The organism is Delftia sp. S65 (genome assembly GCF_016516495.1).
Classification (GTDB): Bacteria; Pseudomonadota; Gammaproteobacteria; order Burkholderiales; family Burkholderiaceae_C; genus Comamonas; species Comamonas acidovorans.
Genome location: NZ_JACVUR010000020.1, coordinates 66693 through 83346, shown reverse-complemented (window position 1 = coordinate 83346; position 16654 = coordinate 66693). Strand labels below are relative to the sequence as shown.

At 67.6% G+C, this 16654-nt stretch carries 14 protein-coding genes and 1 riboswitch; of the genes, 3 read left to right on the top strand and 11 right to left on the bottom strand.

Annotated features, from left to right (window positions below; genetic code table 11):
- Positions 1–229: 229 nt before the first annotated feature.
- Positions 230–1831, top strand: a complete 1602-nt coding sequence (locus IAE24_RS17115) for a gamma-glutamyltransferase family protein (protein WP_199960619.1) — start codon at positions 230–232, stop codon at positions 1829–1831.
- Positions 1832–1904: 73 nt separating this feature from the next.
- Here IAE24_RS17115 and IAE24_RS17110 read toward each other — a convergent pair whose 3' ends face one another.
- Complete coding sequence (locus IAE24_RS17110) at positions 1905–2573, bottom strand: GntR family transcriptional regulator (protein ID WP_012205610.1); 669 nt, start codon at positions 2571–2573, stop codon at positions 1905–1907.
- 268 nt (positions 2574–2841) lie between these two features.
- On the opposite strand from IAE24_RS17110, the gene IAE24_RS17105 reads away from it, so the two are divergent.
- Complete coding sequence (locus tag IAE24_RS17105; protein ID WP_199960620.1) at positions 2842–3834, top strand: Bug family tripartite tricarboxylate transporter substrate binding protein; 993 nt, start codon at positions 2842–2844, stop codon at positions 3832–3834.
- Positions 3835–3889: 55 nt separating this feature from the next.
- On the opposite strand, the gene IAE24_RS17100 is transcribed toward IAE24_RS17105, so the two are convergent.
- Positions 3890–5722: a methyl-accepting chemotaxis protein gene (locus IAE24_RS17100; RefSeq protein WP_199960621.1), complete on the bottom strand. Its 1833-nt coding sequence runs from the start codon at positions 5720–5722 to the stop codon at positions 3890–3892.
- 126 nt (positions 5723–5848) lie between these two features.
- Positions 5849–7174, bottom strand: coding sequence for a serine hydrolase domain-containing protein (locus IAE24_RS17095; RefSeq protein ID WP_199960622.1), 1326 nt, complete (start codon positions 7172–7174; stop codon positions 5849–5851).
- A gap of 166 nt (positions 7175–7340) precedes the next feature.
- Between IAE24_RS17095 and IAE24_RS17090 the strand changes: the two genes are divergently transcribed.
- Positions 7341–8267: a LysR family transcriptional regulator gene (locus tag IAE24_RS17090; protein WP_199960623.1), complete on the top strand. Its 927-nt coding sequence runs from the start codon at positions 7341–7343 to the stop codon at positions 8265–8267.
- A 4-nt stretch (positions 8268–8271) separates the two neighbouring features.
- Here IAE24_RS17090 and IAE24_RS17085 read toward each other — a convergent pair whose 3' ends face one another.
- From IAE24_RS17085 to IAE24_RS17050, 8 genes are all read right to left on the bottom strand, one after another.
- A complete protein-coding gene (locus IAE24_RS17085; RefSeq protein ID WP_199960624.1) occupies positions 8272–9093 on the bottom strand; it encodes a (2Fe-2S) ferredoxin domain-containing protein in 822 nt (273 codons plus the stop codon).
- Positions 9041–9829 (bottom strand): ABC transporter ATP-binding protein, encoded by a 789-nt coding sequence (locus tag IAE24_RS17080; protein ID WP_065345815.1) that lies wholly within the window; start codon positions 9827–9829, stop codon positions 9041–9043. Before IAE24_RS17080 ends, IAE24_RS17085 begins: the two co-directional genes overlap by 53 nt.
- Positions 9826–10911 (bottom strand): FecCD family ABC transporter permease, encoded by a 1086-nt coding sequence (locus IAE24_RS17075; protein ID WP_199960625.1) that lies wholly within the window; start codon positions 10909–10911, stop codon positions 9826–9828. The genes IAE24_RS17080 and IAE24_RS17075 overlap by 4 nt, the downstream gene beginning before the upstream one ends.
- Positions 10898–11941: an ABC transporter substrate-binding protein gene (locus IAE24_RS17070; RefSeq protein WP_199960626.1), complete on the bottom strand. Its 1044-nt coding sequence runs from the start codon at positions 11939–11941 to the stop codon at positions 10898–10900. Before IAE24_RS17070 ends, IAE24_RS17075 begins: the two co-directional genes overlap by 14 nt.
- Positions 11941–14097: a TonB-dependent receptor gene (locus tag IAE24_RS17065; RefSeq protein WP_199960627.1), complete on the bottom strand. Its 2157-nt coding sequence runs from the start codon at positions 14095–14097 to the stop codon at positions 11941–11943. The genes IAE24_RS17070 and IAE24_RS17065 overlap by 1 nt, the downstream gene beginning before the upstream one ends.
- Before the next feature lie 121 nt (positions 14098–14218).
- A riboswitch (cobalamin riboswitch) is annotated at positions 14219–14537 on the bottom strand.
- A 12-nt stretch (positions 14538–14549) separates the two neighbouring features.
- Complete coding sequence (locus IAE24_RS17060) at positions 14550–15233, bottom strand: 2OG-Fe(II) oxygenase (RefSeq protein ID WP_199960628.1); 684 nt, start codon at positions 15231–15233, stop codon at positions 14550–14552.
- 18 nt (positions 15234–15251) lie between these two features.
- A complete protein-coding gene (gene alkB / locus IAE24_RS17055) occupies positions 15252–15902 on the bottom strand; it encodes a DNA oxidative demethylase AlkB (RefSeq protein WP_097202355.1) in 651 nt (216 codons plus the stop codon).
- A 12-nt stretch (positions 15903–15914) separates the two neighbouring features.
- The gene (locus tag IAE24_RS17050) at positions 15915–16646 is read right to left on the bottom strand and encodes a 2OG-Fe(II) oxygenase (RefSeq protein WP_199960629.1); all 732 of its coding nucleotides are present in this window, start codon (positions 16644–16646) and stop codon (positions 15915–15917) included.
- Positions 16647–16654: the final 8 nt, after the last annotated feature.

Genomic DNA, 16654 nt, shown 5'->3' with positions numbered 1-16654 from the left:
GGTCCAGGGCGCACTCTGATGGTGCATTGTGTACGGCCAATCCAGGCATGGTGATTGCTTGGGTATCTTTGGAAAAATTGGATACAAAGATATCAGGATACGGTAATCTCGAGGCTGCCATCGCGCCCTGCGTCGATGGCGGTCCGCTGCAAGCAGCGTTGGCAGCCCCCCGGCCCCCCATTCATTGCCCGAAATCCAAGTCCCAGCAACACAAGGAAGAAGAACCGTTATGCGTAATTTCCAGAATCCTGGCCGTTCCGTCGTCATGTCCACGCACGGCATGGCGGCAACCTCGCACCCGGCCGCCACCCAGGCCGCTGTTCGCATCCTGGAGGCCGGCGGCACCGCCATGGATGCCGCCGTCGCGGCCTGTGCGGTCCAGTGCGTGGTGGAGCCTGGCTCCACCGGCATTGGAGGAGACTGCTTTGCGCTGTACAGCGAAAAGGGCTCCGACCAGATTACGGCCTACAACGGCGCCGGCTGGGCGCCCCAGGCCACCTCCCTGAAGGCCGTTCTTGCCTCGGGCGAGGAAAAGCAATTGCGCCGCCAGTCGCCCTACGTGGTCACGGTGCCTGGCGCCGTGGACGCCTGGGTCGCCTTGACGGAGCGGTTCGGCCGGCTGCCCATGGGCCGCCTTCTGGAAGGTGCCATCCGCTTCGCCGAGCAGGGCTATGCCGTGGCGCCGCGCGCCGGCACCGACTGGGCCATGCACACGCAACTGCTGGCCGCCACCACTGCGCGCGACATTATGCTGGTCGATGGCCAGGCCCCGGCCATCGGATCGGTTCACCGCCAGCCGCAGTTGGGCGCCACCTTGCGAAAAATCGCCGAGCAGGGCCGCGCCGGCTTCTACGAGGGGGAGACCGCGCAGGACATCGTCTCCTATCTGCGCAGCCTCGGTGGCGTGCACACGCTTGAGGACTTCGCCACCTATCGTGGCGAGTTCGTGCAGCCGGTCAAGAGCAGGTTCCGAGACCATGTGGTGCACGAGTGCCCGCCTCCGGGCCAAGGCATCATCGCCTTGCTGCTGCTGAACATTCTGCAGGGCCTGGAGCCGGGCACGGACCCGCTCTCGCCCGAGCGGCTGAAAGCCGAGATCGATGCCACGCGCATGGCCTACCGGGTGCGGGATGCGCTGCTGGCCGATCCACGCTTTGCCGATGTGGAGGTCGACTATCTGCTGTCGCAGGAGCTGGCCGCCCAGCTGCGCAACGGCGAGTTCCCGGAGCATTTCAAGACCCCGGCGACCAATGCGGCAGCGGAGCACAAGGACACGGTCTACATCTCGGTGGTGGACAAGGATCGCAACTGCGCCAGCTTCATCAACTCGATCTTCCACCCCTTCGGCTCCGGCCTGATGGCGCCCAAATCAGGCGTGCTGCTGCACAACCGGGGCCAGAGCTTTGAACTGGCTGAGGGCCACCCCAATTGCATCGGACCCGGCAAACGGCCCCTGCACACCATCATCCCCGGCATGACCACGAAGGATGGCCGCGTGGAGCTGGTGTTCGGCGTGATGGGCGGCCACTACCAGGCCATGGGCCATGCGCACTTTCTGTCCAAGGTGATCGACTACGGCTGCGATATCCAGGCCGCCAGCGATCTGCCACGGCTGTTCCCCATTCCCGGCACCGACAAGGTCGAAGTTGAAAGCACCTTGCCGCAGCATGTCGCGCAGGCGCTGGAGCAGCAGGGCTACCGGTTGGTGGCGCCCGGCTATCCTGCCATCGGCGGCGCCCAGGCCATTCGGGTGGATTGGGACAACGGTGTGCTGCACGGCGCATCCGACCACCGCAAGGACGGCTGCGCCATGGGCGCCAACCGCTCCTGACGGACGGCAGCCTGCGCGCTGGCTCCAGGCTGTCGTGACAGCGAAGGGGCCGGCGCGGCTTTCAGTGCGGATTTCAGTCGGCCTGGTTCGCCTGGAGGATGCCTGGAAGCGTGCGCAGGATGTGGGCGCGCATCAGGGCTTCCACCTTTGCGCCATCCCTGGCCTTCAATGCGCCTATGAGTTCTTCGTGCCTGTCGTGCACGTAGTCCGTCGATGGCTTGCCCTCCAGCCACACCCGCATCAGGGGCTCGGAGACCGAGTGCAGGGACGCGATCTGCCGCATCAGCTGGGGGGCGTCGGCAATGGTGCACAGGCGCTCGTGGAACTGGCGGTGCGCCGTGATCCATTCCGATGCATTCAGGCCGCTGCGGTGCATGCGCTGCAGCAATTGCTCCAGATCGTGGATGTCATTGGTGGTCACGTTCTCGGCCGCCAGGGTGGCCGCCAGGCCCTCCAGCACCGAACGCATGGCGAACACCTCGCGCACCTCTTTTTCGGTCAGCACCCGGACCACCGAGCCACGGTTGGGGCGGTTGACGATCAGCCCTTCCGTGGCAAGGCGGTTCAGCGCCTCGCGCACGGGCATGCGGCTGGTTCCAATTTCGGCCGCGATGTCATCCGGTGCCAGCCGCATGCCCGGGCGCAGTTCGCCCGTGCGTATGCCGCGCTTGATGTGTTGGTAGGCCTCTTCCTGTGCCGTGGCATGGACAGTGTCAAACGAGGCGCGTCGGTCGGTCAGCATGGTTTATCCGGTGTCTTTCGCCCAGGGCAGGGGCCCGCCGATTCTACGGGGACCTGCCTGCGCCTCTCGGCACCCCGTTTGTGCCGGTTTCCACGCAGCCATGCCTGTGCAGGTAATGGCAAGAGGCGGTTTTCCCTAGAGCTGGTTCGATTATTGCTTGCTAGTCTTCTGCATGATTGGATACAAATATCTAAATATCTATGCATTTTCCCCATGGCAGCCGGAACCTGTTCCTTCGCCATGCCTGCTCTCCAACCTGATGAAGACCATGCCTCTCCAAACGCTCCGCACTCCCCTGGCCACGGCCCTGCTGTCTGCCCTGGCCCTTGTCGCATCCGCTCAAGCCTCTGCCCAGGGGGCCGGCGCCTGGCCCAGCAAGCCCATTCGCATCGTCGTCCCCTTTCAGGCCGGGTCCGCCACGGATCTTTTGAGCCGGCAAGTGGGGGCCGGGCTGAGCACTTCATTGGGGCAGCCCGTGCTGGTGGAAAACAAGCCGGGTGCCGCCGCCATGATCGGCAGCGACACCGCGGCCCGGGCCCCGGGCGACGGCTACACCCTGCTGATGAGCGGGCCGGCCTCCATGGTCACCAATCGTTTTCTGTACAAGAAGCTGAGCTACAACCCGGACGCCTTCGAGAAGGTGGCCATCGTGGCGGTCACGCCCAATGTGCTGCTGGCAAACCCGTCCCCGCCGTTCAGTACGCTGGCTGAGATGGTGGCCTATGCCAAGGCAAACCCCGGCAAGCTGACCTATGCCTCATTCGGGGCCGGCACGACCTCGCACATGGCTGGCGAGTTCCTGCGCCAGGCCGCCGGCATCGACATAGTGCATGTGCCCTACAAGGGTGCGGCCGAGGCCATCCCGGCCTTGATATCGGGCCAGGTCTCCCTGTACTTCGACACCATCATGACCGCCTTGCCCCAGGTGAAGGCCGGCAAGCTGCGCGCCCTGGGCGTATCGACTGCAAGCCGCGCCGCCATGGCCCCGGACATCCCGACGATTGCCGAACAAGGCTATCCAGGCTTTGACATCGCCCCGTGGTACGGCATCGTGGCCAGCCACGGCACGCCGCCGGCCGTGGTCTCCCGGCTCAACACCGAGATCAACAAGCTGCTGAACACCCCTGAGTTCCGCGAGCGCCTGGTGGCCACCGGCGCCGAAGCCCGTGGCGGCAGCGTTGCCGACTTCGAGGCCTTCGTCAAAACCGAGGTCCCCCGCACGGAGAAGCTGGTACGGCAGGCCGCAATCGCGCTGCAGTAACCGGACCGGCGCCGCCGGGGCAGGGCGGTGGGTTGCCTGCCGTGCGGCGCCGATTTCATCTATGCAGGGCGATGCTCCTGGACCGGGATGATTCGCTGTCCAGCCGAAAGCCTGCCACCACGTCCGCCAGTTGCGCGGCCTGCTGCTGCAGCGACTGCGCCGCGGCCGTGGCCTCTTCGACCAGGGCCGCGTTCTGCTGGGTGGACTGGTCCATCTGGCTGACGGCCGTGCCGATTTCGGCAATGCCCGTGCTCTGTTCCTGGCTGGCATTGCTGATCTCGGTGACGATGGCGGTCACGCGCTGCACGCTTTCCACCACCTTGCCCATGGTGGCGCCCGCGTCCTGCACCAGGCGGCTGCCGGCATCGACCTGGCCCACGGAGTCATCGATCAGCGCCTTGATTTCCTTGGCAGCCGTGGCGCTGCGCTGGGCCAGGGTGCGCACCTCGGAGGCCACCACGGCAAAGCCCCGGCCCTGTTCACCGGCGCGGGCCGCTTCCACAGCGGCGTTCAGCGCCAGGATGTTGGTCTGGAAGGCTATGGAGTCGATCACGCCGATGATGTCGGCGATGCGGTGCGAGGACTGCTCGATGCCGCCCATGGTGCGCACCACCTGGTCCACCACGGTGCCGCCATGCGTGGCGATGTCAGAGGCGCTGCTGGCCAGTTGGCGCGCCTGGCGCGCATTCTCGGCGTTGTGCTGCACGGTGGCCGTGAGCTGCTCCATGGCGGCAGCCGTTTCCTCCAGCGAGCTGGCCTGCTGCTCGGTGCGCGCCGACAGGTCCTGGTTGCCGCTGGCGATTTCAGTGGAGGCATGGCGCACGGTCTCGGACGATTCCCGGATGCGCACCAGCACCGAGGCGATCTTGTCGGTGAAGTGGTTGAACGCGCGTGCGATCTGCGTCAGTTCGTCATTGCCTTGCACCGACAGGCGGCGCGTGAGATCGCCGTCACCCGAGGCGATGTCTTCCAGCGCATCGCGCACCACGGCCAGCCGGCGCGTGACGCGGGCAATGACGGCGCCCAACAGCGCAATTGCCAGGATCAGCGAAATGGCAACGATGGCGCCCGACACCTTGAGCAGCGAACCCAGCGCGGACAGCGCCTCGTCGCGCTGCACGGCCACCACCAGTTGCCAGTTCGTGCCGGGCACGCCCTGGCCGTAGAGCAGGAAGTCCTTGCCGCCGACGGCCGTGCGCATGCCGGAGTCCGCCTTGGGCAGGGCCTGGATGGCGTCGGCACGCAACTGGGGCGAGAGCGCGGAGACGGGCTTGAGCGTGAGTGCCGGATCGGGGTGGGTGACGATGGCGCCCGCCTCATCCACCAAGAAGGCAAAGCTGCCCGGCGTGGGCCGGATGGCGCCCACGGTGCGTACCACCGTGGTCAGCAGCACGTCGGTGCCGACCACGGCGACGGGATTGCCGGCCGGGCCCACGGGCTCGGCAAAGGTCACGCCCACTTCGGGTGGAGAGACAAACAGATAGGGCGCCGTCACGATGGGACGGCCTTGCTTGAGCGCCTGCCTGAACCAGGGGCGGGCCGTCACGTCGTAGTCGGCAGCCATCTCGTTGAGGAAGAACATGCGCTTGTCGGTGTAGCCGAAGTAGGCATCCGAAAAGCCGCCGCCGTCGCGCAGCGCCTGGACCACGGCACGCGGGTCCGGCGTATCGACCGCCTGCGCCAGGGTATGGGTCAGCAGGCGCTTGGTCGCCACCCATTCGCCCAGCACCTGGGCCTGGGCGTTTACCAGCTGGCGGCTCTGGTCGTCGAGGGTGGACAGCACATGGCGCTGCACCGTCAGAAAGTTGGCAATGGCCAGGGCCAGCATGGCCACGGTGACGATGGCCACGCTGAGCGCGATGAGTCGCGCACGCAGGGACTGGAACATAGAAGAATTACTTATTGCAAGAAGATGCTACATACGTTAGCAAATTTTCTTGACAATACGCGTCCTTGCAGGCGGTGCCCCCTGGCCGCCGAAGCCTATGCGGGGAATTGCCGCCCCTTCAGTGCTTCAGCGCTCCCCAGCCAGCAGCCTGCCCAGCGCCTCGTAGGCCGGCAGCGAGGTCGGATCATTGGCCGCATTGCCAGCCACCGGGTGGGAGGCGAAGCGCGCAATCACCATCTGTGCCTTGGGATCGATGTAGACGGTCTGGCCATGCACGCCGCGTGCGGCGAAGGCGCCATGGGCGTTGTGCGTGACCCACCACATGTTGCGGTAGGTCCAGCCCGGCAGCAGCTTGTAGCCGGCCTTGGCAAAGGCCGCCGCATCGCCGCCCCGGCGGATATCGTCCACGGCCGCTGCGGGAACGATCTGCTGGCCGTTGAACTGGCCCCGGTTGCGCAGCATCTCGCCAAAGCGCGCCAGGTCCCGCAGGCCCAGGTTCAGGCCGCCGCCTGCAAAGGGCGTGCCTGTGGAGTCCACCGACATGTAGGCATCCTGCTCGGCGCCCAGGCGGCTCCAGATGCGCTCGGACAGCAGATCGGCCACCGATTGGCCGCTCACGCGCGCCAGCACCCAGCCCAGCGCATCGGTGTTGGCCGTGCGGTAGCCGAAGGCCTTGCCGTGCACGCCTTCGGGCTTCACGGTCTGCAGGAATTCGTAGTAGCTGCGCGGGCCGGTGTAGTCCTTGGCCTTGGGCAGCGGGTTGCCGGCCGCTGCATGCGCCCAGACCTCGGCCTGGGGGTCCGCATAGTCTTCGCTGAAGCGTATGCCCGTGGTCATGTCCATGAGTTGGCGCACCGTGGCGTTGCCGAAGGCCGAGGCCGCCAGCTCGGGCACGTACTCCGACACGCGGCGCGAGGGGTCGAGCTGCCCCTCGGCAGCCAGCATGGCCGCCAGCGTCCCGACGAAGGACTTGGTCACCGACATGGCGCCGTGCTGGCCTTCGGGTTTGAGCACGCCGAAGTAGCGCTCATAGACCACGCGGCCCTTGTGCAGCACCACGATGCCGTCGGTGTAGTTGGCCTTGAGCGAATCGCGCCAGGTCATGGGCTGGCTTGCCCCCAGGGGCGTGAAGCGCAACTCGTCAATGTCTTCGCGCAGCGCCTGGGCCAGCGGCGCTGCAGGCGCCAGGCCGCGCGACACATTCACCGTGGGCATGAGCTGGCGAAAGTGCGAGACGCTCCAGCGCATGGCGGGAAACTGGAAATAGGAGCCGTCCTCGAAGCGCAGCATGCGGTCCGGCGGCGGCGGCGAGCCCACCATCCAGCCCAGCTTTGCGGGGTCGCTGGCATCGGCATCGGGATAGGAGGGGGTCTTGGCTGCGGTGACCCCTGCCGTGGCTGTGGCGAATACAAGGCTGCCAGCCAGGGCACCGGCGAAATGTTTGAGCTGCATGGCGGCAACCATACTACGGTTGCCGCGGCGCCAAGATCCGCTGCCAAAGGATGGAAGCCGGCTTCCATCCCAGGCCGTGCGCCCAGTTGGCGCAAGCGCGACAAATGGCCTTCTCGTTGGACTAAGCTTCAAATAGTTTTTGAAAATCAAAGCCTGGCGAATGCCCATGAAAAGCCTGCAAGACCTGGATATCTTCGTGCGCACAGCAGACAGCGGCAGCCTGTCGGCCACGGCGCGTGCCCTGGACCTGACCCCGGCTGCGGCCAGCGCAGCGCTCAAGCGGCTGGAGGCAGAGCTGGGCGTGACCCTGTTCGTGCGCTCCACGCGCAGCCTGCGGCTCACGCAGGAGGGCGAGCTGTTTCTGGAGCACTGCCGCCCCGCGCTGGCCGGCCTGCGCCAGGTGCGCGACCAGTTGGCTGGCGGCCAGGCCGCTTTGCGCGGCACGCTGCAACTGGCCGCCCCCTCCGACCTGGGCCGCAACGTGCTCATGCCCTGGCTGGACGAATTCCAGAGCCAGCATGCAGGCGTGGATCTGCGCCTGCACCTGTCCGACCGCGCAGCCAATGTCTACAGCGAGCCTGTGGACGCTGCTTTTCGCTATGGCAGACCGCAGGATTCCAGCCTGGTGGCCTTGCCGCTGTCGGACACGCACCGCCGCGTGCTCTGCGCCGCGCCTTCCTATCTGCAGCAGCGTGGCGCACCCGCCACCCCCCACGACCTGGCCGGTCATGACTGCCTATGCTTCATGCTGGGCGAGGAAGTGCACGACCGCTGGAGCTTCTGGCCGGCAGGGCAGGGGGCAGCCGTACCAGAGGCCGTCCATGTCCGGGTGCGCGGCCGCAATGTGGCCAATGACGGAGATGCCGTGCGGCGCTGGGCCGTGGCCGGGCGGGGGATTGCCTACAAGTCGTATTTCGACGTGGCCGAGGACTTGGCCCGGGGCCGCCTTCTTGCGCTGTGCACCGACTGGACGACCGAGTGCGTTCCGCTGTTCCTGGTCGCCCCCAGCCGCAGGCAGTTCACGCCGCTGGTGCGTGCGTTGCGGGATTTTGTGGCGGTGAGGCTGGCCGAGCTGGAGGCGGCACAGCCCTGAGACATCACGAAGCCTGCGTCCCCAGCTCCACTGGCCCGTGCACGTGGTGCTCCGCACAAACCTGCCGCGAGAGCACATGGGCCTCCACCACCTGGGCCGCATTCCCGGCTGTCAACCGCCCGTACCAGACGCCGTCCGGATAGACGATGGCCAGCGGGCCATGGTTGCAGGGGTACTGGCAGCTGGTCTGCAGCAGGCGCAGCCTGGCACGCAGTTCGCTGCTGGCCTGCACGGCCTCGCCCAGGCTTAGCCAGACGGCCACGGCGCCCAGTGCCGTGCAGCGCGGCCCCGTGCAGACCAGGGCATGGTGCTGGTGGTCCGGCACCTGGGACCAGGCCTGGGGATCGTGCTGCCATTGGTCGCCTGCGAATTCGGCCACATCCGGGGTCTGCAGGGCTTGCCTGATCTGCGGCAGCAGCAGCGCGGGCATGGCGTGGGCGCCCAGCAGATGGTCGGCAAACCGCACCTGCACGGTCTGGTCCGGCAGTTGCGAGCGCCAGCGCATGGCCAGCTTGTGCAGCCAGCGCAGCAGGGCAGGCTCGTCGGGCGCGAACAGGGGCAGCACGACGATGGAGCGCGCCGGCAGGCATTGCTGCAGCGCCTCGGGCAGCGAGGGTGCGGCCTTGTCCACGAAGGATGTGACGACCTTGCAGGCCGGCTCCAGCGTCTGGCGCAAGGCATCGGCCAGTTCGATCAGGCTTTGACGCGAGGCTGCGCCCGTGCCGCCACGGCCCAGCACGATCACGGCGTCGGGCCCGGGCGGGATGGATTTTTCAGAGGAGTTCATCGGGAATGAAGCTGATGCGCAGCCGGCCGGTGGCGGCATGGATGTCCACCTCGGCAGCCACGCCGTAGACCTGGCCGATGGTGGCCGGGGTCAGTACCTGGGCCGGTGTGCCATGGGCAACGATGCGGCCTTGTTCCATGAGATAGAGACGGTCGCAGTAGTGGGCGGCGATGTTGAGGTCGTGCAGGGCGACGATGCTGCTGATCTGCAGGCGCCGGACCAATGACATCAACTCCAGCTGATGGCGTATGTCCAGGTGGTTGGTGGGCTCGTCCAGCAGCATCAGCCGAGGCTGCTGGGCCAGCGCGCGGGCCACGAGCACGCGCTGCTTCTCGCCGCCGGACAGGCTGGAGAAACGCCGCTCCTCCAGCGCCAAGGCATTCACCTGGGCCAGCGCCTGCCGCATGCAGGCGAGGTCCTCGGCGCTGTCGCCCGCCCAGGGGGACTGGTGGGGGATGCGGCCCATCATCACGGCTTCGCGCACGGTGAAGTCAAAGCTCTGCGGCGCCTCCTGCGCCAGGACCGAGACCTGGGCCGCGAACTCGCGCGCCGTCATGTCCCGGATGTCGCGCTGGTTCAGCAGCACGCAGCCTGCGTCGGGCCGCAACACTCGGTAGAGCATGCGCAGCAGGGTGGATTTGCCGCTGCCGTTGGGGCCGATGAGCCCCACGCATTCGCCGCTGTGCAGGGCGAGGCTGGCCTGGTCCACGATGCGCCGGGCGTCGGCACGCCGGGCATCGGCACTCCAGCACAGGTCCTGGGCTTGCAGCTTCATGGGCCGCGCCCTCCCTGCACCGGCTGGCGCACCAGCATCCAGACGAAGAAGGGTCCGCCGATCAGCGAGGTGATCACGCCCACGGGCAGTTCCATGGGCGCAAAGGCCGTGCGCGCGACAAGATCCACCAGCACCAGCAGCAGGGCGCCGGCCAGGGCGGCCACGGGCAGCACGCGCCGGTGGTCCGTGCCCACCAGCATGCGCGCGGCGTGCGGCACGATCAGTCCCACAAAGCCGATGGCGCCGCTGACCGCCACCATGGTGCCCGTCAGCAGCGACACCGCCAGGAACAGTGCGCGCCGCAGCCGTGCCGTGTCCACGCCCAGCGTGGCGGCGGCCTCGTCACCGGCCAGCAGGGCGTTGAGCGGGCGCGTCTGCAGCCCCAGCCAGAGCATTCCCGCAGCCAGCACGGCAGCGGGAATGCCCAGTTCCTCCCACTGCGTGCCGGCCAGGCTGCCCAGCGTCCAGGTCAGCAGGGCATTGGCCAGGTCGCGCTGGCCCGAGGACAGGGTGATCAGGCTGGTCACGCCTGCCAGCACATAGCCGATGGCCACGCCGCCCAGGATCAGCCGCGTGGCATGGATGCGGCCCTGGGAGCGCGCCAGCAGGTAGACGGCGACGGTGGCCGCCAGCGCCCCCACAAAGGCCCCGGCCGTGAGGGCGTACATGCCGGCCGAGACCAGCGCACCGAAGGCCAGCACGGCCACCGCGCCCACCGACGCGCCCGAGGACACGCCCAGCAGATAGGGATCGGCCAGCGGATTGCGCACCATGGCCTGCATGATGGTGCCCACCACGGCAAGCCCCGCGCCCACCAGGGCCGCCAGCAGCACGCGCGGCATGCGGATCAGCCAGACGATCTGCTGGTGCTGCGGCGTGATGCCCTCCAGCGGCGGCGATTGCATGCCCAGCACCTGCAGCAGCCGGCTCCAGGCAATGCGCCAGACCGTGCCCGCGGGCATGTCCACGGGCCCCCAGGTAATGGCCAGCGTCATCACCAGCAACAGGGCCGCGAACAGCAGCAGGCACCAGAGGCGGGCGGCGCCAGGACGCCAGGGCCAGCGGGAGTCAGTTGACCGCATGGCTGGGCGCCGGCATGCGGTCGGGGTGCAGGGCCTGCGCCAGGGCGCGGGTCCGCGCAATGTTGCGCGGGCCGGGCGTGGCCTCGGCATAGGTCATGACGAAGAACCGCTTTTCGCGGATGGCATCGACGCCGGCCAGCTCGGGCTTGGCCAGCAGGAAGTCGATCTTGCCCTGGGCATGGGGCTGGCCGTAGTCGATGATGACGATCCACTGCGGATTGCGCTGCACCACGTCCTCCCAGTTGCCTGCAGGCCAGTTGCTGGGAATATCGTCGAAGATGTTGCGCCCGCCCGCTTCCTCGATCATGGCCTGCGGCATGCCGTAGCGGCCCACGGTCACGGGGATGTCCTGGCCGCTGTCGTAGACGAAGACCGAAGGCCGCTGCCGCACGCCCTGCATGCGCTCGCGCAGGTCCTTCAGGTCGCGCTCCAGCCCCTGCGCCAGTTGCTCGGCATGGGCGTCGATGCGGAAGATGCGGCCCAGGTTGCGCAGGTCGGTCAGGCCGTCTTCCAGCGCCACTTGGCTGCGCGGCCCCACGCGGATGCACGATTCGGACAGCACGTATGAGGCAATGCCGTGGCGCTGCAGCACCTCGGGCGTGACCTGGCCCTGGCGAAAACCGTAGCTCCAGCCTCCGAAGACGAAATCTGCCGAGGCGCCCAGGATGGCCTCCAGGTTCATCTCGCGCTCGGCCAGCCGCGGCACGCGGGCCAGCTGGGCCTGGAAGGCCGGGTCGATCTGCTTGGCCTGCGTGATACCGCTGTAGCCCACCAGCCGGTCGCCCAGGCCCAGGAAGAGAAACATCTCGGTGATGTTCACATCATGGGTCACGGCGCGCAGCGGTGCGTTGGCGTAGGTCACGGGGCTGCCGCAGACATTGACGGTCACGGCCGCCTGCGGTGCGGCAGCCGGTGCCGGCAGTTCACTGGTGGTGCCGGAATCGCTGCGCGAGCAGCCGACCAGCAGCAGGGTGGCCGCCAGGGCGCCAGCGCAGAGGCCGTGGAGGCTTTTGGAGCGCGCCATGGCCATCAGAACCGGATATGGGCCGCGATCTCGAAGCGGCGGCCTTGCCCGACCAGGAACTGGCTGCCGTAGCTCGATCCCACATAGACCCTGTCGGCCAGGTTGCGGCCGATCAGGCTCAGGGTGGTGCGCGGGTCCACCTGCCAGCTCAGCGCGGCGTCGGCCACGGTGTAGGCGGGCAGGTTCACGGTATTGGCGTTGTTGCCAAAGCGGTCACCCACGTAGCGCAGGCCCAGCGAGGCCTGCCAGGCGCCCACGCGGTAGTGGCCCCAAAGGTTGGCCGTGGTCTTGGCCACGTTCTGCGGACGGTTGCCTGCGCGGTTGCCGCCGGCCTCGATGAGCTTGTCGAACTGGGCGTCCACGTACGACAGATTGCCCTCCACGCGCAGGGCGGGCGTGGCCTGGAAGGTGGCGGTGGCTTCCGCCCCGCGCGAGGACTGGCTGCCGCCCTGGATGGAGATGGCCGGGCGGTCGGGGTCGCGCGTGATGATGTCGTCCTTCTTGATGTCGAACACGGCCAGCGTCCATTCGCCGCGCCCGCCAGCCACCTGCTGCTTGATGCCGATCTCGGCCTGGCGGCCCTTGCTCAGCTTGTAAGCCGTGTTGGCCAGGTTCAGCGACACCAGGCTGTTGACGGGATCGTGTCCCGAGCTGATCTGCCCATAGACATGGGTGTTGCGGGCCAGCTCATAGGTCAGGCCCAGGCGCCAGGAGGTGGCGGCCAGCGTCTTGTTGAAATCCGTGCCGCCCACCAGCGAGTGGCTGGCAAAGTCGTAGACATCGCGGCGCAGGCCGGCCATGGCCAGCCAGCGGTTGCTGATGCGCCAGGCATCTTCCAGGTACAGGGCATGCTGGGTCACGCCGGTTTCTGTCTTGGCGGCGGTGAGATCGGGGCTGGCCCAGCTGCCATGCACGGGGTCCCAGGCCGAGACCGTAGACGAGCCACCATAGGGCGAGTTGTTGGACAGCCGCAGGTTGATGCGCGCGGCCTCCCAGCCCATGGCGATCTTGTGCGAGCCCCGGTCCACGTTCAGGCCCAGGCGGTTGCCGGTCTGCTCCAGGTCGTGCAGGATTTCCAGGTAGTCGGAGCGGCCCACGGTCCAGGTGGCGGGGTTGAGCGCGTAGGCCTCGATGTTGCGCCAGTGGCGGTCGGACTGCACGTGGTACAGCTCGTTGCGCACCGTCAGCCAGTCATTGGCCTTCCATTGCACCTTGGCGCGCAGGCGCTCGTCGGCATAGCGCAGCACGCTGTCTTCGGCGTTGTAGTTGCGGTCGCGCAGCGACTCCACCACCTTGCCGTCCAGGCCCGGCGTGCCCCAGTAGCGGCTGGGCTTTTGCACGCTGCGGTCGGCGATCAGGTCGATCTGCAGGTCGCTCGTGGGCTCCAAGCGCAGCGTGCTCATGAACTTGCCGTTGCGCGACTGGTCCAGATCGCGCTCGCCCGCGCTGCGGGCGGTGTAGCTGTCGATGCGGTAGCTGGCATAGGCGCCCAGGGCGCCGGTCACGCCCAGGCCCAGGCGCAGCGTGTCGTCCGTGCCCGCGCCCACCAGCACCTCGGCCGAGCTGGTGCGGCTGGGCTGCTTGCGGATGGCGTTGACCGTGGCGCCCATGGTGCCGCTGCCGTACATCAGCGAGGCCGGGCCGCGCAGCACGTCGATGCGCTCGTAGCCCCAGCTGTCACCCGGATAGGCCGTGGTGCCGGCGGCCACGCCCAGCACCATGCCGTCTTCGGCCACGCCCACGGAGTTCACGCCCGCAAAGCCGCGGCTGCTGAAGGACAGGCCGCCATTGCCCGGCGTGCTGCTGGCCGTCAGGCCCACGGTGCGCGTGACGGCGTCCACCAGGGCGTAGTCGCCGCGCTCCTGCATCTGCTCGGCAGAAACACCATCCACGCTGGCCGGCACTTCCTGGTTGGAGACGCCGGTATGGCTGGCAGAGCGCGCAGGCTGGGCCAGTTGCTGGCCGATGCGTTCGGCCTGGCCGGTGACCTGGACCTCGGGCAGGGCGGTTGATGGCGGCGTTGGGGTGGGGGTTTGGGTTTGAGCCTGCGCCGGCACGCAGATGAAGGCGCAGGCCAGGGCCAGCGGGCTCAGCCGCACGGAAAGGGACTGGGCAGCGCGAGCGCTGGAAACCCTGGAAAAGGAAGAATGCATTTCGAACATCGGTCTTCGACCGTCTGATGCGAAAGCAAGGCACTGCCACCTCTCCAGCCAGCGTGGGAGGAAGGGGAGCAGGGCGTTGCCATCCGCACCCCGCAGACAGTCAAGAAAACGCCTGCACAGCAGGCGCGAAACGCAGCAGGCCGGTCTCCGGGCTCACAAGCGGCGCAAGGACATGCCTTGCGCCCAGCGCCCCGTCTTCCCAATCCACCCGCGAAAAGCTGCATGTTGCAGACCACGCCATGAACCAGTGACAGCCTGTCATCGCCCCTCCGCAGGGTTGCGGAGACTGGCGGGACAGGCATGGAGCGCCTTGACTTGTTTACCGTTGCGGGGGCAGCCAAGGCCTGTGCCGGCAGCGCAAAAAGCATTTGCTGGCAGTCACCTTGTTCCCGTTTCATCCCCATGGCTGGCATGCGGACACCTGTTGCACGGATGCCTTTGCAGGCGCGGCATTATAGCCAGCGGTCCGTTTGCAGAGCCTTGGGCGCCTGGGGCACGTCGTGCAAAAGCAACTCCAGACCCAGCCACTCGCCACGGTGAACGCGGCTGATGGCATGCCGCAGATGCACACGGTAAAAGCCTGCCGCACCGCGCACCGGGCGCGGCCCCGTGGCGATGATGGCCGCATCCCCCAGGCCCAGCGGCAGCACCATGGGGCGCGATTGCATGCGCGGGCGCTGCTCGGTCATCACGAATTCGCCGCCCTCGAAATCCTGGCCCGGCCGGGACAGCAGCAGCACCAGCTGCAGCGGAAACACCGCCGCACCTTCGCTGTATGAACGCAGCGGGGCATGGCCCGCTTGCGGCACGCGCAGCAGATGTGGCTGCGGCTGCGTTTGGCCTGCTTGCCGGCCCTGACGCATGAAATCCTCGAAGCAGCCTGGCAACTCAGGCTGCATGCCCATGTGTTCGCGCCAGCGTTTGGCCAGGGCCAGCAGATGCCCGTACAGCACCGGGCGCCATGCCTGCATGGAGTGCGGCAGGCCAGGCACGGCGGCCGCCTCGCGGGCCAAGGCACGGCTTTCATCCGCAGTCAGCAGCTGCGGCAGCAGTGCATGGCCTTCGGCATCGAGCTCAGCGGCAATCCGCGCCCAATCCAGGCGGGCGAAGCGATCCTGGCTGTTGAGCCTATCCATTTCAGACCGTCCAACCATTCAGCCCGCCTTGCGAAAAGTGAGATTGATGCGCCGCCCGCCCAGCAGCGGGTGAGGCTGGTCCTTGAGCGGCAACACGCCGTGGTGGCGCAGCCGATCCACGCCGCCCCAGACCACCACGTCGCCATGCTGCAGCGGCACCCTGGCCGTGCTGTCCGCCCGCGCCAATCCTCCAAACAGAAAAGTGGCCGGCATGCCCAGGGACACCGAGACAATGGGCGCGCCCAGGTCGCGCTCGTCGCGGTCCTGGTGCAGGGAAAGCCGGGTGCCGGGCAGGTACTGGTTGATGAGGCAGGCATCGGGCACAAAGCCATCGAACCCCGCCGCAGCGGCCGCCTCGCCCGCCAGCCGTACAAACACGGCCGGCATGGCCGGCCAGGGCTGGCCGCTGAGTGGGTCGATGGCGCTGTAGCGGTAGCCGCGCCTGTCGCTGGTCCAGCCCAGCGCGCCGCAGTTGGTCATGGCCACCGACATGGTGAAGCCGCCCGGCGTGACCAGATGGCGCAGCGGCGCCCGCGCCGCAATGCCTTCGACCGCCTCCAGCAACTGCGCGGCATGGGGCAGGGCATGGCCGCGCAGCACCACGGATTGGGGGCCTATGGATTCGGCACCGGTAGGCTGTTCATCGGCGAAAAGATCCAGCGTGCTCATACCGGCCATCCATCAAAGTGCGTCATGAAAGATCAGCCCCACGGTATGGCGATGGCCGCTGTGGATGCGGCTGACCCCATGGCGCATGGCCACGCGGCGGTAGCCGGTGCGCCGCCCGGGCACGGGCCGGTGGCGCACGGCCAGGACCAGCGCATCGCCCTGGTCCAGTGCCATCACATCGGCCCGCTGCCGGTCGCCATCGGCCTGGGTGATGACGAACTCGCCACCCGTGAAGTCCCGCCCGGGCCGCGACAGCAGCAGCACCACCTGCAGCGGAAACACATGCTCTCCATAGACATCCTGGTGCAGGCAGTTGTAGTCGCCCGCACCGTATTGAAGGATGAGCGGCGTGGGCCGCAACTGGCCCTGCGCGTGGCAGCGCGCCAGGAAGTCCTGCAGCCGGTCCGGATAGCGCACCTCCAGCCCCATGCGCTGGTTCCAGAGATTGGCCACCGGCGCCAGGCGCAGATACAGCTGCTCGCGCAGGCGCTGCAGCAGCGGTGGCAAGGGGTAGTCGAAATATCGGTACTCGCCGCGCCCGAAACCGTGGCGTGCCATGACGATGCGGGAGCGAAAGCCGTCTTCCCTTGCGTAAAGAGTGGCCAGGTCGCGGCATTGCTGCGCATCCAGCAGGCCGGGCAGGCGCGCGCAGCCTTGCTCATCGAGCTGGTGCTCCATCTGCGTCCAGTGGCAGGGCGGGGCGGATTCGCAAGCTTCGTTGTCGAAAAGACCGAGGTTGTGCATGGCGGGCG

Bases quoted from the DNA above. Each gene is read 5' to 3' on its own strand.
- IAE24_RS17105 (WP_199960620.1), top strand. From the start codon at position 2,842: ATGCCTCTCCAAACGCTCCGCACTCCCCTGGCCACGGCCCTGCTGTCT.
- IAE24_RS17115 (WP_199960619.1), top strand. From the start codon at position 230: ATGCGTAATTTCCAGAATCCTGGCCGTTCCGTCGTCATGTCCACGCAC.
- IAE24_RS17090 (WP_199960623.1), top strand. From the start codon at position 7,341: ATGAAAAGCCTGCAAGACCTGGATATCTTCGTGCGCACAGCAGACAGC.
- IAE24_RS17060 (WP_199960628.1), bottom strand. From the start codon at position 15,233: ATGGATAGGCTCAACAGCCAGGATCGCTTCGCCCGCCTGGATTGGGCG.
- IAE24_RS17085 (WP_199960624.1), bottom strand. From the start codon at position 9,093: ATGCCGCCACCGGCCGGCTGCGCATCAGCTTCATTCCCGATGAACTCC.
- IAE24_RS17080 (WP_065345815.1), bottom strand. From the start codon at position 9,829: ATGAAGCTGCAAGCCCAGGACCTGTGCTGGAGTGCCGATGCCCGGCGT.
- IAE24_RS17050 (WP_199960629.1), bottom strand. From the start codon at position 16,646: ATGCACAACCTCGGTCTTTTCGACAACGAAGCTTGCGAATCCGCCCCG.
- IAE24_RS17075 (WP_199960625.1), bottom strand. From the start codon at position 10,911: ATGCGGTCAACTGACTCCCGCTGGCCCTGGCGTCCTGGCGCCGCCCGC.
- alkB (WP_097202355.1), bottom strand. From the start codon at position 15,902: ATGAGCACGCTGGATCTTTTCGCCGATGAACAGCCTACCGGTGCCGAA.
- IAE24_RS17100 (WP_199960621.1), bottom strand. From the start codon at position 5,722: ATGTTCCAGTCCCTGCGTGCGCGACTCATCGCGCTCAGCGTGGCCATC.
- IAE24_RS17065 (WP_199960627.1), bottom strand. From the start codon at position 14,097: ATGTTCGAAATGCATTCTTCCTTTTCCAGGGTTTCCAGCGCTCGCGCT.
- IAE24_RS17070 (WP_199960626.1), bottom strand. From the start codon at position 11,941: ATGGCCATGGCGCGCTCCAAAAGCCTCCACGGCCTCTGCGCTGGCGCC.
- IAE24_RS17110 (WP_012205610.1), bottom strand. From the start codon at position 2,573: ATGCTGACCGACCGACGCGCCTCGTTTGACACTGTCCATGCCACGGCA.
- IAE24_RS17095 (WP_199960622.1), bottom strand. From the start codon at position 7,174: ATGCAGCTCAAACATTTCGCCGGTGCCCTGGCTGGCAGCCTTGTATTC.